The sequence below is a fragment of the Bifidobacterium sp. ESL0822 genome (genome assembly GCF_052606675.1).
Genome location: NZ_CP199596.1, coordinates 1,171,579 through 1,188,776, shown reverse-complemented (window position 1 = coordinate 1,188,776; position 17,198 = coordinate 1,171,579). Strand labels below are relative to the sequence as shown.

Genomic DNA, 17,198 nt, shown 5'->3' with positions numbered 1-17,198 from the left:
CGTGGCCTGCACCGGGGACCAATCAAGCGTGCAGTCCATCTGATTCTGGAGATGGTTGCATTGAGGTGTGGGGGGTAACGTGTTGAACCGATTGCAAGAACGGGGCAATAAGGGTCCACGGCATGTGGATCGCCCTATAGTGGCTGTTTTGATAACCCTTTTGGCGACGCTGGCCATGGTTGTTCCGCTAGGGCTGAGTGCGCTTTCGGCCAATCAGGCCAATGCCATCGATGGGCAGGGCGGGACGGCCAGCAGGAAGCCTCTGCTCTATAAGATGTTGGCCTACAATGACAAGATTGATTCATACCAGGATGAGCTGCGGATGGACTTTATCCTGCGCGTGAGACACAACGATTTCAATCCGCAATGCGTACCGATGCGTGATACTTCTCCTTATGATTCAGTAAACTGCAATTTGTCTTTCGCATATCAGTTTGAAGGAGCGCAAAATCCGTCTCACTATCGCAGGATACGGTATCTGAATACTATTTCGACAAACCCTAACGACCCTACTGGCGGTGCTGAGCAATGGGCGGAAAACGAGGCCGAGTTCTTTACGGTTCATAAAGTAATCAACTCTGGTTTATATGACTTCCTCGCTGTATCCATAGAGGGTGATTTGTCCTATATGGATACTTCCAAGGATCCGAAATATTATGTCACCGGCGGTTATCCGGAACCTTTGAACGTCTACGCAATCGTTGGTCAGCAAAACAATACGCTGTCGTGTGGAAGTTCTCCATGGACTTCTCCATGGGACTACACTACGAATGACTGCACCTTCGATCCCAGCACTATCAGCAGTAACGTCCAAGACAGGGTTGCAAATATCACTGCAGACCAGGGCAAGGGCATCAAGCTGTATATGGGCACCTGCCTAGGTGATAGTCCCCATCCTAAGTGCAGCGGACCCGGCTCGTGGGTTGGCTGGGACGGTAATCCCCCTCTTTATGGCGGTCACCAGGCCAATTGGGGCATGGTGACGGATTATGGATTCCCCATAGGAGATAAGCCGGTTCCAGGAGTGGCGCCCCCCAAGTCCTTCTTTGTATACTGGTTCAATTTGCGTGGAAATAACAGCGCTGGTGGAATATGTTCCACGACCAACTCCTATTACTACCAATGGGTGGCGCAGAAGAATAGCCAATGGGTGCCTGTCGATGCGCTGACGCCTAAACCGGTGCTAGTAACTGGTCAGAAGCCAGCAGTAAACGGCTTGACCAGTTCCTGGGGTCTTCAATATCAGGTCAATGACAATACGGCTTACAATCTGCCGACAAGTCCGGGCAATTCGAACGAATTATTTGCAACTGATAAGAATGGAAGCCGCATGCCCGCCCAGCTACCTGACGGTTCAATCGATTTCAAGAAAGCTCAGGAGTATCAGCAGCTCGACGGTTATTTCAAACTAGTTACTTGGCCTGTCACTACTAATGACGATGGCACCCAGTGCAAGCCGACGGCAAGCACTCCCGAAGTCACCACTAAAATATACGACCCGCAACAGGATAGTCTTGTTGGGATAACAGACGATATGTCTACAGCCCAGAAAAATACGAATCTGGATGCAGGCTGGACTATCGATACTGCATTCTATAAGTATGATGTGCCTCGTCCCGACGATCCGACCATCACCAATATCCAGAATAATGCTGATGGCTCCTTGAATGCCTCGGGAAGCGTCTATACCGGCAAGCTTGATCCGGTGGTCAGCGGTGAGTGCACTCCCTCCAAAGATGACACACATCCCAACACGGTTACCTTGTTCGGAGAGGATCCCGGCAATCCCTTCAAAGAGGGGCAGAGCAAGAGCAGTGACGATCTGGTGAAAAGCTCGGACTCCTGGGGGTTCAAGCTGGGAGAGACCGTATGCAAGGTCGATCCCAAGAGCAAGCAGGGAGGCTCCTGGCAGATACAGGACACCAATAAACAGTATCCGTCGCCGGATCCCGGCAACAAGTACAACGGTTACAGGCGCTATCATGCCTGGGTGACTGAGTCCGCCTCCGGGTTCGGCTTGACCTCCTTCTTCTCGAATATAGGCACAGCCTATTTCGTCTCCAACGAAAATGCTCCGGACGGCAAGCTCTCTGTCACAGTCCCCCATACGAAAAACGGGATTCTACCGGCAAACTCGGTCGTCACCTTCCAGGGCTCGGTTTCACCTATATATACGGCCTGGTCCTCGGGAGGGCTGGGGATGACTGATTCCAGGATGGCCATTTCCATGAAGCAGAATGCCGCCTCGGACTGGACCAGTCTGGTGACCACTCCGGCCAACACCTTCCAGAGGGATGCGGCGGTCAATACCACGTCGCCTTCCGTCACTGACCCCACATCGGGCTCTGTGCTCAAGGTCGTCAAGACGGCGGCTTCCACCTGGTCCTGGACCTTGACCATACCTGCCGGTAGGTTCACCGGCTACAACGGCAGCGACGAGACGCAGACCTATGCCTTCCGGGTCAGGATGATCAACCCTCTGAATGTCCCCTCGGATCCGGCGTCCATCGAACGGAAGGTCGATATGACGCCGACTACGTTGGCTTTGGAGCGGTATGACGTCTTCCAGGTGGCGGGTAAAGCGTATAAGTATGTGGATGGCAACACGAGGGTTCCTGAGACCAGGGGCACCCTGGTCCATATAACCTGGCCCGGCAATAGCAGTACCGATGTTGTCGTGGGGGATCAGGGTTCATGGCAGGCGGTTCCTCCTGAGGGCATCAACCAGGGGCCATTCACTGCTCAGGTTGCCTCCGATGATGCCGAAAGCACTGATCCTCAAAGTGGCAACTTCAAGGGAGGGAACGAGTCAGCAGCGGTGTCACACGCACTGGAATTCCGGCCGTCTAATTCTGCCCTACCCTTCGCTGGAGGATGGCCGCTTTCCGTGCTCAAGATCCTGTTGATGCTGATACTGGGTCTGGCCGGCTTTGTGGCCTGCCTGAGGAACAGGCAGGAGAGCCGATACTGATTCTCCGTCGGGCATAAGGCAGGGTCTGTGCTCATCTCCAAGGAATTTGGGGGTGAGGGCAGGCCCTGCTTGTGTTTCCTGTGAATGAGATTGGACTCGTGCCCATACGTCTGAAGCCCACTGGTGGAAGAGTCGCTTGACAGAAACGAACTGTCGACCTTTCCATGACAAAGTGGCCTCCACCTCCAACCCAGACCAGCCAGATGAAGACCATAAACTGTTGCGCAATACCGGTCGTGACACACCCTATCGGAATCCCGGCTAATGGTTGCAATTCCAGTGCTCGTGGAGCATGTATGGAAAAAGCGAAGATGCTATTTTTTTATCTCTATGATAGAGTCGAAGCAATTGGGGACAGATTAAAAGAGCAAAGTTTAGCCGCTCTTAAGCATAATTGTAACTTGATTTGGGGGTATTGTATTGAAGCGTTTGCAAGAACGGATCGCCAAGGGTTCGCAGCATGCGAGCCGTCCGATCATCGCCGTTCTGGTAACCCTTCTGGCGACTCTGGCCATGGTTGTTCCGTTGGGGCTGAGCGCCCTTTCGGCCAATCGGGCCAATGCCGTCGATAAACAGGACGAAACGGCCAGCAGAAAACCCCTGCTCTATAGGATGATGGCCTTCAACGACAGGATCGATGCCTACCAGGATGAGCTGCGCATGGACTTCATCCTGCGCGTGAAGCACAATGAATTTAAGCCGGATTGCGTCGGTGTTGGTGGGACTGATACCAAAAATCCGTCACAATGCAATTTGTCTTTCATATATCAGTTTGTTGGTTCTGAAAATCCTGACTATTACAGACGCGTGCGGTATATGAACACTATTACCCCGGATGATTACGTAGACAGCAATAAAAATGCCAACGCTTATGATGGCGCCCTAGCCTGGGCCAGGAATCAGGATGAGTTCTTCACCGTTCACAAGATCATCAATTCTGGTTTGTATGACTACCTGACCATATCCATTGAGGGTGATATGAACATTAAGGATAAGTCTCCAGATCCCGCAAAATTTGCGGTTGGCGGTCACCCTGAGCCCTTGAATGTCTTTGCCATCGTTGGTGACCAGAATGCCGCCCTGTCTTGCGGCAATTCTTCCTGGTCCTGGACTACCGATAACTGCAAAAATTTTGATCCGGCTTCCATGAGTGATTTACAGGCTCAGGATAGATATTCAAATATCACAGCGAGCATGTCCCAGGATAAACAGATGAAAGTGTATATGGGTTACTGCTTGGACAGCAAAGAGGATATGAAGTGCAGTGGCCCGTATTCCTGGGTCGGTTGGGACTACAATCCAAATCTCTACCAAAACAATCAGGCTAATTGGGGCATGGTAACCGACTACGGTTTTCCTGACTATAAGAGCAATGCTACTGGGCCAATCGCCGGCACTGCTCCGGGCACAGCTCCGGCACGGTCGTTCTTTGTGTACTGGCTGAATCCGCGTGGCAGTACAAATGACAATCCTGATGGCATATGTTCTGAGACCAATTCGTATTATTACCAGTGGGTGGCTCTGAAGGATAGCGAGTGGGTGCCTGTTGATGAGCTGACCCCTGAGCCGGTCCTGGTGACAGGCCAGCAGCCGTCTCCCAATACGGCGACTACCACGACCAGCAAGGCGGCCCAAGTCAGTAAGTATTCCGCTTTCAACGTGAGTCCGAAGGATCCTCAATATCTCGACAACCCCAACGTGCTTTTTGCAACTGACAAGGATGGCAATCCTATGCCTGCTCAGAAGGATGATGGCGGGATTGATTTCAAGGAGGCCAAGGAGAAGCAGGATCTTGACGGTTACTTCAAGATGGTCACCTGGCCTGTCACCACCAATCGGGACGGCAGCGCTTGTACCGTCAGTCCTGAAGTGTACAACCCCAAGAGCGCTGGTCTTGTCGGGATAAACGATGGTATGTCCACCGTGGAGAAGGATACGAATATCTCTGCGGGCTGGACGATTAACAGTGCCTTTTATAAGTATGATGTGCCTCGTCCTGATGATCCGACAATCACCAAGATCGAGAATGATGCGGATGCCGACTTGGATGCTTCTGGGAGCGTGTATACGACCAAGCTTGATCCGGTAATCAGCGGCGAGTGCATGCCTTCCAAGGATCCTGCGCGTCCCAACAAGGTCGTTCTCTACGGCGAGGATCCCACCAATCCGATTGTGGAGGGGCAGGGCACGAATGGCGATGACCTGGTCAAAGGCTCGGATACATGGGGATTCAGGCTGGGCGAGACCGTGTGTGAGGTCGACACCGGTAGCAAGCAGGGGGGTTCCTGGCGGATACAGGACACGAACAAGCTGTATCCGTCCCCGGATCCGGGCAACAAGTACAGCGGCTACCGACGGTACCATGCCTGGGTAACTGAGTCTATCTCCGGGTTCGGCCTGACCTCCTTCTTCTCGAATATCGGCACGGCTTATTTCGTCTCAGGCGAGAACGTCCCGGATACGAGCAAGTTCTCGGTCACCGTGCCCCACACGGTAAACGGGAGTCTCCCGGCGGATTCGGTGGTCACATTCAAGGGTGAGGTGTCGCCTGTGTATACGGCCTGGTCCTCGGGAGGGCTGGGGATGACGGATTCCAGGATGGCTGTTTCCATGAAGCAGAATGCTGACTCGGACTGGACGCCCCTGGTGACCACCTCGGCCAACACCTTCCAGAGGGATGCGGCGGTCAGCACTGTGTCTTCCGTCGCGGATTCCGCGACAGGTCTTATGCTGGGCTTGACCAAGACGGCGGCTTCCACCTGGTCCTGGTCGCTGGATATTCCTGCTGACAAGTTCGCTGGCTACAACGGCAGCGACGAGACGCAGACCTATACCTTCCAGGTTGAGATGATCAACCCGATGAACCTCCGATCGAATCCGGCATCCATCGAGCGCAAGGTCGACATGACGTCCACCACACTGGTCTTGGAGCGGTACGACGTCTTCCAGGTGGCTGGCAAAGCCTACAAGTACGTGGACGGGGACAGGAAGGTTCCCGAGACCAAGGGGACCGCTGTCCGGATAACCTGGCCTGGAAATGGCAACAACAGCACCGATGTCATTGTGGGGGATCAGGGTTCATGGCAGGCGACTCCGCCTGAGGGTGTCAACCAGGGTGAGTTTACAGCTCAGGTACTTTCCGACGATGCCGAGGGCCCTGATGCCCAAGGCAGGTTCCAGGGCGGGAACCAGTCGGCCCCGGTGTCGCATGAGCTGGAGTTCCGTCCTTCCAACTCGGCTTTGCCTCTGACCGGTGGATGGCCGCTTTCGGTGCTCAGGATCCTGTCGCTTATGGCGTTGGGCTTGGTCGGCTTTGTGGCCTGTCTGAGAAACAAGCAGGAAAGCCGGCACTGACCACGGCAGCATCAGACAGGGCCTGTTCTTGCGGGCCCTGTTCTTAATACCTGTGCGCGAGATGGGACTCGAACCCACACGTCCGAAGACACAGGAACCTAAATCCTGCGCGGCTACCATTACGCCACTCGCGCGTACGACATGCCCTGCCGTTGAAAGGGCAGCTGGTGAAAGAGCCACTTGACAGAATCGAACTGTCGACCTTCTCATTACGAGTGAGACGCTCTGCCAACTGAGCTAAAGTGGCCTTCGCCTCCCGTCCGGACCTGCCGGAAGAAGACAACATGCTACATCATACTGGATGCGCGCGATAAAAACGCCTTGCACTTCGGGCCAAGGGTGTACAAGCTTCTTGACACAATGGAGGGCATGGATCTCAATGATTTCTATGCCGTCATTCCGGCCGGTGGCGTGGGCACCCGGCTCTGGCCATTGAGCCGCCAGGACCGGCCCAAGTTCCTCTACGATCTGTTGGGGTCAGGCAGAACAATGATCCAGGGCACCTTTGACCGGCTGGCTGGCATCTGCGGGACCGATCATGTGGTCGTCTCCACTGGCCAGCGGCATGTGGATCAGGTGCGTCAGCAGCTTCCTGATCTGGCTGAGGACGCGCTCTTCGCCGAGCCGGTTCCTCGCGATTCCACGGCGGCCATTGCCCTGGCGACTGCTGTGCTGGCCCAGCGGCACGGCGGGGAAATCATCGTAGGCTCCTTCGCCGCCGATCACGTCATCCGAGACGACAAAGCGTTTGCGGCCTCAGTGGGGCAGGCGGTGGCAGCTGCTCGAGCCGGTTATGTGACCACCATCGGCATCGCCGCCTCCCGTCCCTCCACCGCCTTCGGCTACATCCACCAAGGCCCCTCCCTGGCCGATCGCATTCCCGGGGCCCCTGATGCCCGCTTGGTCAGCGAATTCGTCGAGAAGCCGGATGCCTCTACGGCACAGGCCTACCTGTCAACAGGAGAGTATCGCTGGAATGCCGGCATGTTCGTCATGCAGGCGCAGGTGCTTCTGGATTGTCTGCGTCGTTACAAGCCGGAGCTCCACGCCGCCGTCATGGCCATCGCCCAGGTCTGGGATCAGGGTGGGCAGGCTCGTAGCCAGGCTATGGAGGAGCATTGGCCGGGCATCGAGAAGATCGCCTTCGACTATGCCGTGGCCGAGCCCCTATCGGCGGCTGGCGGCGTGGCGGTTGTTCCCGGGGGTTTCGATTGGGATGACATCGGCGACTTCAATTCAGTGGCGGGTCTGCTGCCGTCCTCCAACAGGCGCAACATCAAGATTCTTGGGGATGCCGACCGGGTCATGTATCTGGATTCCGCTGGAGACATGGTCGTGCCAGGCTCCGAACGCACGGTCGCCCTTCTCGGTGTGGATGACATGATCGTCGTCGACACTCCCGACGCGCTCCTGGTGGCCCCCCGGGCCCGCAGTCAGGAAGTCAAGGACATGGTGGCCAAGCTGGCCCAGTACGGCTGTGACGACATACTCTGAGAGTGATTCGGCTGTGCTCAGAAGATTGACTGATTTTGTTGTCTTCTGTCTGCTTTTGTGAGTAGTTTGGGGTACAGAACCGGGTGCTCGGTAGACCGGGCATCACCTCATGAAAGGACCCGAACAACCATGGCCATCAATCCTCCAGTGGACGCTACCAGCACCAAGGCCTGGGCGGCCTTGCACCAGCACTTCGACGACATACAGCGCCAGGGGATCGATCTGCGCGCATGGTTCGCCAAGGACCCGCAGCGCACCGAAAAGCTCAGCTTCGAGCTGGGCGATCTCTATATCGATCTGTCCAAGAACCTGATTCAGCCCGAGACCCTGTCCCTGCTGGCCCAGCTGGGCCGCGAGGTCGGCCTTGAGGAGCGGATCGAGGCCATGTTCAACGGCGAGCACATCAACAACACCGAAGACAGGGCCGTCCTGCACACAGCGCTGCGCCGCCCCGAGGAGGACCGCGGCCGTCTGATGGTGGACGGCCAGGATGTGGTGGGCGACGTCCGCGACACACTCAAGCGCATCTATGCCTTTGCCGACCAGGTCCGTTCGGGCAGCTGGACCGGTCTGACCGGCAAGCGGATCACCACTGTGGTCAACATCGGCATCGGCGGCTCCGACCTTGGCCCGGTCATGGCCTATGAGGCCCTGAAGCCTTATGCGGATGCCGGCATCAGCGCCCGCTACATCTCCAACATCGACCCCAACGACCTGGCCGAGAAGACGCGCGATCTGGATCCGGAGACCACACTCTTCATCATCGTCTCCAAGACCTTCACCACCCTGGAGACCCTGACCAACGCCCGCCAGGCCCGCGCCTGGCTCCTCAAGAGCCTGGGCGAGCGTGGCCTGCTGTCCAAGGACGGCGAGGACCTTTCGGCCGAGGCCATCCGCCGGCACTTCATCGCCGTCTCGACCGCCCTGGACAAGGTGCGCGACTTCGGCATCGATCCGGACAACGTCTTCGGCTTCTGGAACTGGGTCGGCGGCCGGTACTCGGTGGATTCCGCCGTGGGCACCTCCCTGGCCATCACCATCGGCCCCGAGCGCTTCGAGGAGTTCCTCAAGGGTTTCAACACCGTTGATCGCTACTTCCGCGCCACTCCTCTGGATCGGAACGTGGTGGCCCTGATGGGCCTGCTCAACGTCTGGTATGTCAACTTCTTCGGCGCCCACTCGCACGCCGTGCTGCCCTATGACCAGTATCTGCACCGTTTCCCGGCCTACCTGCAGCAGCTGACCATGGAGTCCAACGGCAAGTCCGTGCGTTGGGACGGCACGCCAGTGACCAGCCTGACCGGCGAAATCTTCTGGGGGGAGCCCGGCACCAACGGCCAGCACGCATTCTACCAGCTGATCCACCAGGGCACCCGTCTGATCCCCGCCGACTTCATAGCCTTCGCCAACACCCCCAACCCTGCCAAGGACGGCGACCAGGACGTGCATGAACTCTTCCTGGCCAACTTCCTGGCCCAAACCAAGGCGTTGGCCTTTGGCAAGACCGCCGACGAGGTCCGCGCCGAGGGCACTCCGGAGGCCATCGTCCCTGCCCGTGTCTTCACCGGCAACCGGCCCACAACCTCCATCTTCGGTGACGCGCTGACTCCAGCCGCTCTGGGCGAGCTGATCGCCCTCTACGAGCACATTACGCTGACCGAGGGCACTGTCTGGGGCATTGATTCCTTCGACCAGTGGGGCGTTGAGCTGGGCAAGAAGCTGGCTCGCGAGATCACCCCAGCCATCTCCCGGGACGATCAGGCGCTGGCTGAGCAGGATCAGTCCACAAAGTCCCTGATTGCCTTCTACAGGGCCCACCGCCGCTGATATCCAGCCGGGCCCTTGCAGGTCCGGCTCGTGGTATATTATTGAATAGTTGTTCGCCGGAAGGGCGGCTGCCGCATGGGCTCCCTTCCTTTCAGGTCCAGCCGGATGCTCCGGCGGATCGGCACCCCCGACGGCAGACCGTCGGGTTCCGTCCAGGATCGCCTCCTTTGGTGGTTGCGATCCATGTCATGGGTCGATGTGCGGCGGCCATGGAGGAACAGCATGAACGCGATTCAGGAATTTGACGCAAGTCACATGAAGCCTGCGGAGCAGATCCCCGACTTCCGCCCCGGCGATACCGTCGAGGTCAACGTCAACATCACTGAGGGCAACAATTCCCGTATCCAGGCTTTCACTGGCGTGGTGATCGCCCGTCAGGGCTCCGGCGTGCGCGAGACCATCCTGGTGCGCAAGGTCAGCTTCGGCGTGGGCGTCGAGCGTCGCTTCCCTCTGCACTCTCCTCAGATTGACTCCATCAAGGTACTGCGCCACGGCCGTGTCCGCCGCGCCAAGCTCTACTACCTGCGTGGTCTGCACGGCAAGGCCGCCCGCATTGTCGAGCGTCGCGACAACAAGGCCGATTCCAACAAGTAGGTTTCGGCCAGGGCGACCCAGCCCAGGCCTGGCCGCTAACACCCGGGAAGCAATTATCCCGGGTTTTTCCATGCTTGGGTGTGTACGCTATGAGGCATGCGGAACCTGTTTGCGTGCGGGTTCCGGTGGATGACAAGGAGTGGATATGGCCTTTCGGGATGAGGAAGCGACCCCGTCGGGAATCCCGTACCCCGACGGCATACGAGCCACCTCAGCCCCAGTGCCGCCCCGTCATGCCTTGGACCGTCCCGATGGACGCGGCTCCACCAAGGGCAGTCACCCGCGGCTGGGTGAACGCGGTTTCCTGCCCGAGTTTCTGTTCGAGCTGGTTACCCTCTTGGCCTTCGTTGCCATCCTGCGCATATTTTTGTTCAGCATCTATGTCATCCCCTCCGGCTCCATGGAGAACACCCTTGGCATTGGGGACAGAATCCTGACCACTCACCGGCTGACCAGATCCATGGTGACCCCCCGCCGAGGGGATGTGGTGGTCTTCACTGACCCTGCCAACTGGCTGGGTGAAGAGTCCGGGCCCAGCTTCCGTGGCAATCACCTGGTCAAACGCCTGATTGGCATGCCCGGCGACACGGTGGCCTGCAAGGGTCATGGCGCCCCGGTCACCGTCAACGGCGTCGCCCTGGACGAGAGCTCCTACCTGCGCCCAGGAGTGGAGCCCAGCTCCTTTGCCTTCAAGGTCAAGGTGGATCCTGGGTACGTCTTCGTCATGGGCGACAACCGTTCCAACTCCGCGGATTCCCGCCTGCACAAGGACGACGGTCACAATGGCCTGGTCCCCATGGACAACATCAAGGGCACCGCACTGCTGACCTATTACCCGGTGGGCAGCTGGAAGCTGCTCAACAACCAGCACAAGGTCTTCGACTCCGTGCCCGAGCCGACGCAGGACTGAACCGGCTGTGAGACGGATTCTGCCGACCCTGGCCACCGAGGTTGCCTTGGCTGACCAGGGAGCTGAGTATGTGCTGGGCCTGGACGAGGTCGGCAGGGGAGCCTTGGCGGGGCCGGCCATGGTCGGCGTGGTGGCGGTCAGGTCGGCCGACCTGCCCCATTTGAAAGTCCCTGACGGGGTGGCGGATTCCAAGATGCTGACCCCCGCGCGTCGGCTGGCCATGTATCGTGACCTGGAGGACTGGGCTGCCGGCTGGGCGGTGGGAGCCTGCTCCAATCATGAGATCGATCAGTGGGGCATCGTCCATGCCCTGGGCATTGCCGCCCTGCGTGCGCTGGCCGATTTGGAGCATGGGATGAACCTGGGGCCTGGCCGCCGCCTGGCTGCCATCCTTGACGGCCCCAATGACTACATCACCCCGGCAGCCGACAGTTTTGACGCCCCCGACCTTCCGGTTCTGCCCAAGGTGTCCACCCAGGTCAAGGGCGATGCCCACTGTGCCAGTGTGGCCTGCGCAGCGGTCATCGCAAAGGTCACCCGTGACCGGCTTATGGTCCGCCTGGCCGCCTCCGATCCCGCCCTGGCCCCATACCAGTGGGAGCACAACAAGGGCTATGGGTCACCTGCACACCTGGAGGCCATTCGCCGTCTGGGGCCCAGCCGTCTGCACCGGGTCAGCTGGCATTTGCCCTCGTCCGGTCCCTGCAGGGGCTAATATCGGAACGGTCGACACGGCTATCGGAAGAAGGTCACATGCCCGCAGGCAACGGGGGCAGGTCACGCTCCAAGCGCCCCTCCATGTTCGAGGTTGCCCGGCTGGCCGGGGTCTCCCATCAGACTGTGTCCAGGGTCATCAACAATTCCAAGGACGTTTCTCCCGCTACCCGAATCAAGGTCCAGCAGGCCATCAGGAAGCTGGGTTATCGACCCAGCAACTCTGCGCGGGCCCTGGCATCCAGCCGCAGCCGGACCATTGGGCTGGTGGCTGGCGGTGTCAGTCTCTTCGGTCCTGTCTCATCGATTACGGCCATCGAGACCGTGGCCCGTTCCCATGGTCTGTTCATGTCGGTCATGATGGTGGACGAGTCAGCCTGCACGCTTGCCGGATTCCAGGAGCTCTGCGGCACCTTCTTGGAGCAGAATGTGGATGCCTTCATCTTTCTGACGCCCACCGACACCATGTTCCGGGCTGCCTGCCAGGTTGAGGTGAGCCAGCCCCGGGTCATCGTCACCTCGACGCATGGCATCACCAGCGTCGAAGAGGCCCTGAGCCGCCGCCGTGGCGATGGCCGGATTGCCCTGACCGGAATCGATCAGTGGGGTGCAGTGCAGCGGCTGGCCCGGCTGCTGGTCTCCCGGGGCCATAGACGGGTGCTCTATATGGCCGGTCCTGCGCAATGGCGGGACGCCGCCACCCGACTGGCTTCCTGGAAGGTGGCCTGCGCCCGCTGCCGCATACGAACGGCTGTGGTCCACGCCCGCAGCTGGGAGGCTGGGGAGTCCTACACGCTGATGAACCACCTGATTGATCAGCGGGGGATGAGCGGCACCTCCCTGCCCTCAGCCGTGGTCACGGCCAACGACAACCAGGCCGTGGGTGTGGCCCGGTCCCTGCAGGAGCACGGCATCCGCATTCCCGGTGACATCAGTCTGGTGGGCTTCGACGACGTTCCCACGGTAGACAACATGTTTCCGCCGCTGGCCACGGTTCGTCCCCGCTTTGAGGATCTGGGGGTGGCTACCATGCGGCAGGTCCTGGCCCTTCTTCACCAGGGGCAGCCGGTGGAATTCCCGGTCACCCATCACGGTGTGGGGCTGATCCAGGCGGATGTGATTCAGCGTCGGTCCCTGGGCTACGCAGTCAAGCGCCTCTGACCACCGTCGGCCCGCATCCCGCGGGCTTGCCTGATGCTCGGGTCTCAGTTACAATCGTAACCAGACTATGTGAGCGTTAACATATCAGGCAAAGGAGCGGACATGGTTGTTGGCGAACAAGGCGTCATCGTAAGCGAACTAAAGGAGGGCACGACCAGTCTGGGCATCGAATTCGGCTCCACCCGCATCAAGGCAGTACTGATCGACCATGACTACCGGACGCTGGCCACCGGGGACGTCGAGTGGGAGAACCGGCTGGAGGACGGCCTCTGGACCTACTCCATGGACCAGATCCACCAGGGTCTGCAGGCGGCCTATGCGGCCATGGCCGAGGACGTCCGTCGCCGGTACGGGGTGACGCTGACCAAAATCGGCGCCATGGGGGTCTCGGCCATGATGCACGGCTACCTGGCCTTCGACAAGGATGGCCAGCTGCTGGTGCCCTTCCGCACCTGGCGCAACACCAACACCCGCCAGGCACACGAGGAGCTTTCGCGGGTCTTCAAGATCAATATTCCCGAGCGCTGGTCCATCGCCCACCTCTACCAGGCCATCCTGAACGACGAAGAGCATGTGCGCAAGGTGGCCTACATCACCACCCTGGCAGGCTACATGCACTGGAGGCTTTCCGGCCGCAAGGTCATCGGCATCGGCGATGCCTCGGGCATGTTCCCCATCGACTCCTCCCGCAAGGAGTTCGACCAGGGCCTGCTGGACATCTTCTCCCGGTTGCCCCGGGTCCAGGCCCAGCCCTGGGACATCCACGACCTGCTGCCCGAGCCATTGACCGCCGGCAGCGATGCGGGGGCACTGACCGCAGAAGGTGCCGCCCTGCTCGATCCCAGTGGTCGGCTGCAGCCGGGCGTGCCCATGGCCCCGCCCGAGGGCGACGCGGGAACCGGCATGGTGGCGACCAACGCGGTTCGTCCCCGCACCGGCAACGTGTCTGCAGGCACGTCCATCTTCGCCATGGTGGTTCTGGAGCATCCCCTGCGTGACTTCCACCCCGAGGTGGATCCGGTCACCACACCGGCTGGGGATCCGGCCGGCATGAGCCATGCCAACAACTTCACCTCGGATCTGAACGCCTGGGTGGGGCTGTTCGGGGACTTCGCCAAGGCCGCCGGTCTGGATCTCAAGGGTGATGCGCTCTACGCCACCCTGTTCAACCAAGCGCTCCTTGGAGACAAGGATGCAGGCGGGCTGATCAACTACTGCTTCTATTCCGGGGAGTTCCTGGCTGGCCTGGAGGAGGGCCGGCCCGTCTTCGCCCGTGGCCCCGAGGGACGGATGACCCTGGCCAACTTCATGCGCGCCCAGCTCTTCTCGGCCTTCTCGCCGGTCACTATCGGCATGGATGTGATGACCCGCCAGGAGCATGTCCAGGTGGATACCATGGTCGGCCACGGCGGCATCTTCGCCACCCCCAAGGTGGCCCAGCGGATCCTGGCCGCCGCCTTCAATGCCCCCATCAAGGTCATGTCCACCGCTGTGGAAGGAGGTGCCTGGGGGATGGCCGTGCTGGCCGACTACCTGGGTCATGCCGACCAGACCCTGGCCGACTATCTGGATGCCAATGTATTCGCGGGCGTTCAGTCTACAACAGAACAGCCGGACCCGGCCGACGTGAAGGGCTTCAGAACCTTCTTCGACCGCTTCACCAAGGGTCTGCCCATCGAGCAGGCGGCTGTGAAGACCATCCCCCTGCAGGGATGAGGACGAGAGCTGAAAACGTCAAGCGGCCGGATCAGCGTGATCGGGCCGGGAAAAGGAGTTGCTGATGGTGTCCTTGGCTGATTATTCGCCCGAGGTGCGCGATGAGGTGAAACTGGTGCGCGAGCAGGTGGCCACCCTGCATGCGCAGCTGACCAGGTGGAATCTGGTGGTTTGGACGGCGGGCAACGTCTCGCAGCGTTTGCGCTCCGCTGATCTGATGGTCATCAAGCCCTCGGGGGTGCGCTATGAGCATCTGACCCCGGGATCCATGGTGGTCACCGATCTGGATGGCAATGTGGTGGATGGTACTGAGGCTCCCTCTTCGGACACACTATCCCACGCTTATATCTACCGGCACATGCCCGAGGTCTATGGCGTGGTCCACACCCACTCCACCTATGCCACCGCCTGGGCGGCCACCGGCAGGGACATTCCCTGCGTGCTGACCATGATGGGCGACGAGTTTGGCGGGCCCGTGCCGGTGGGTCCCTTCGAGCTGATTGGCTCCGAGGCCATCGGCAAGGGCGTGGTCGATACCTTAAAGGATCATCCGGGCTGCCCGGCCGTGCTCATGCGCAACCATGGGCCCTTCACCGTGGGGGCCGATGCCGAGGCTGCCGTCAAGGCGGCGGCCATGACCGAGGAGGTGGCCCACACGGTCTGGGCGGCTGAGCAGATTGGTACGCCCAAGCCCATTGATCCGGCCGATATAGCCAAGCTCAACGACCGGTACCAGCACGTCTACGGCCAGCACTGAGCCGTAAAGCATAAGCAAAGGAGCAAGTATGAGCATGAAAAATCCCTTCGAGGGCAAGGAGCTTTGGTTCGCCGTTGGTTCGCAGGACCTCTACGGCGAGGAGACCCTGCGCCAGGTGGGCGTCCAGGCGGCGGACATCGCCCAGTCGCTCAACGACTCGGGTAGGATCCCGGTCAAGCTGGTCTTGAAGCCCACGCTGAAGGATTCGGATTCCATCCTGAACTTCATGGTCGATGCCTCGTCGAACCCGGCCTGCATCGGCGTGGTGGCCTGGATGCACACCTTCAGTCCGGCCAAGATGTGGATCAGGGGTCTGGAGAAGCTGCGCAAGCCTCTCCTGCAACTGAACACCCAGCATCATGTGGAGATCCCCTGGGACACCATCGACATGGACTTCATGAACCTGAACCAGTCGGCCCATGGCGACCGTGAGTTCGGCTACATCCTGACCAGGCTGGGAATCCCGCGCAAGATCGTGGTCGGCCACTACGCCGACCCCGAGGTTGCCGACAAGATCGGCGTCTGGGCGCGCGCCTGCGCCGGTTGGGATGCCGCCAACAACATGAAGGTCTGCCGCTGGGGCGACAACATGCGCGACGTCGCCGTCACCGAGGGCGACAAGACCGAGGCCGAGAGGGTCTTCGGCGTCTCCGTCAACACCTGGCCGGTCAACGAACTGGTGGACCATGTGAACGCCGTCACCGACGACCAGGTCAAGGATCTGATAGAGGACTACAAGCGCAGCTATGAGGTGGCTCCCGAACTTCTGGACTCCCGGTACGACTCCCTTGTGGTGGCCGCCCGCGAGGAGCTCGGCATGCGGGCCATGATGGAAGAGGTGGGCGCCACTGCCGCCGTTGACAACTTCCAGGATCTGGGAGGCCTGCGTCAGCTGCCCGGCGTGGGAGCCCAGCGGCTGATGGCTGACGGGTACGGATTCTCGGCAGAGGGTGACTGGAAGACCTCGGTTCTGATCCGGATCGGCAACGTCATGGGCTATGGGCTCAAGGGCGGCTGCTCGCTCATGGAGGACTACTCCTACAACTTCGTGCCAGGCCATGAGGAGATCATGGGCGCCCACATGCTGGAGGTCTCGCCCACGCTGCTGACCGAGGGACGGCCCCGCCTGGAGATCCACCCCCTGTCCATCGGCGACAGGGAGGACCCGGTGCGTCTGGTCTTCACGGCCACCCCCTGCAGTGATGCTGTGGTCGTCTCCCTGGCGGATGTACGCGAGCGTTTCCGCCTGGTCATGAATGTGGTGGATGTGGTCGAGCCCGGCGGGTCCCTGGCCAAGCTGCCTGTGGCACGCGCTCTCTGGAAGCCCCGGCCATCGCTCAAGGTCTCGGCTGAATGCTGGTTGCGCGCCGGCGCGGCCCACCATACCTGCATGACCACCACCGTGGGTCGTGAGGCCTGGGAGGACTTCGCCCGCATGGCTGGCGTGGAACTGGCCGTCATAGACGAGAACACCGAACCTCGGCGTTTCGAGGCCGACCTGCGTGCAGCCGAACTCTACCATCGGCTGGATAACAGGCACTGATCGCCTGTTCCAGGAAAGATAACAAGGCCCTGCCACTGTATAAGTGGCGGGGCTTTTGCATGTTCGGCTTGTCGGTTTGCGTTGTCCCTACTTTGTCGGTACAGTGATGATTAGGCAATGGGAACAGTGGCATGTCCCAAAGTTGACATATTGCCCA

At 59.8% G+C, this 17,198-nt stretch carries 11 protein-coding genes and 2 tRNA genes; 11 read left to right on the top strand and 2 right to left on the bottom strand.

Translation table 11 applies throughout. From position 1 onward, the window contains the following. The first annotated feature begins 139 nt into the window (after window positions 1-139). The gene (locus tag ACUIAF_RS04650; protein ID WP_445337886.1) at window positions 140-2,971 is read left to right on the top strand and encodes a hypothetical protein; all 2,832 of its coding nucleotides are present in this window, start codon (window positions 140-142) and stop codon (window positions 2,969-2,971) included. A 420-nt stretch (window positions 2,972-3,391) separates the two neighbouring features. Beyond that, a complete protein-coding gene (locus tag ACUIAF_RS04645) occupies window positions 3,392-6,325 on the top strand; it encodes a hypothetical protein (protein WP_445337884.1) in 2,934 nt (977 codons plus the stop codon). 53 nt (window positions 6,326-6,378) lie between these two features. Here the strand turns inward: ACUIAF_RS04645 and ACUIAF_RS04640 are convergent. Both ACUIAF_RS04640 and ACUIAF_RS04635 read right to left on the bottom strand, forming a co-directional pair. Further along, window positions 6,379-6,459 (bottom strand) — tRNA-Leu (locus ACUIAF_RS04640). A gap of 40 nt (window positions 6,460-6,499) precedes the next feature. Then, window positions 6,500-6,572, bottom strand: a tRNA-Thr gene (locus tag ACUIAF_RS04635). 122 nt (window positions 6,573-6,694) lie between these two features. Here ACUIAF_RS04635 and ACUIAF_RS04630 point away from each other — a divergent pair. The 9 genes from ACUIAF_RS04630 (at window position 6,695) to araA (ending at window position 17,041) form a co-directional block, all read left to right on the top strand. Further along, on the top strand, window positions 6,695-7,819 hold the full coding sequence (locus ACUIAF_RS04630; RefSeq protein WP_015021393.1) for a mannose-1-phosphate guanylyltransferase: 1,125 nt from the start codon (window positions 6,695-6,697) through the stop codon (window positions 7,817-7,819). A gap of 129 nt (window positions 7,820-7,948) precedes the next feature. Further along, complete coding sequence (gene pgi, locus ACUIAF_RS04625; RefSeq protein WP_445337882.1) at window positions 7,949-9,646, top strand: glucose-6-phosphate isomerase; 1,698 nt, start codon at window positions 7,949-7,951, stop codon at window positions 9,644-9,646. 222 nt (window positions 9,647-9,868) lie between these two features. Continuing rightward, the gene (rplS, locus tag ACUIAF_RS04620) at window positions 9,869-10,240 is read left to right on the top strand and encodes a 50S ribosomal protein L19 (RefSeq protein ID WP_015021395.1); all 372 of its coding nucleotides are present in this window, start codon (window positions 9,869-9,871) and stop codon (window positions 10,238-10,240) included. A 145-nt stretch (window positions 10,241-10,385) separates the two neighbouring features. Next, window positions 10,386-11,150, top strand: a complete 765-nt coding sequence (gene lepB, locus ACUIAF_RS04615; protein ID WP_445337880.1) for a signal peptidase I — start codon at window positions 10,386-10,388, stop codon at window positions 11,148-11,150. Window positions 11,151-11,157: 7 nt separating this feature from the next. Further along, window positions 11,158-11,865, top strand: a complete 708-nt coding sequence (locus ACUIAF_RS04610; RefSeq protein WP_445337879.1) for a ribonuclease HII — start codon at window positions 11,158-11,160, stop codon at window positions 11,863-11,865. Between the two features lie 38 nt (window positions 11,866-11,903). After that, window positions 11,904-13,025 (top strand): LacI family DNA-binding transcriptional regulator, encoded by a 1,122-nt coding sequence (locus ACUIAF_RS04605; protein ID WP_015021398.1) that lies wholly within the window; start codon window positions 11,904-11,906, stop codon window positions 13,023-13,025. A 102-nt stretch (window positions 13,026-13,127) separates the two neighbouring features. Further along, entirely contained in the window at window positions 13,128-14,741 is a 1,614-nt protein-coding gene (locus ACUIAF_RS04600; RefSeq protein WP_445337876.1) for a xylulokinase, read from the top strand. A 64-nt stretch (window positions 14,742-14,805) separates the two neighbouring features. Beyond that, complete coding sequence (locus ACUIAF_RS04595; RefSeq protein ID WP_015021401.1) at window positions 14,806-15,498, top strand: L-ribulose-5-phosphate 4-epimerase; 693 nt, start codon at window positions 14,806-14,808, stop codon at window positions 15,496-15,498. A gap of 28 nt (window positions 15,499-15,526) precedes the next feature. Beyond that, window positions 15,527-17,041 (top strand): L-arabinose isomerase, encoded by a 1,515-nt coding sequence (gene araA, locus ACUIAF_RS04590; RefSeq protein WP_198203674.1) that lies wholly within the window; start codon window positions 15,527-15,529, stop codon window positions 17,039-17,041. Window positions 17,042-17,198: the final 157 nt, after the last annotated feature.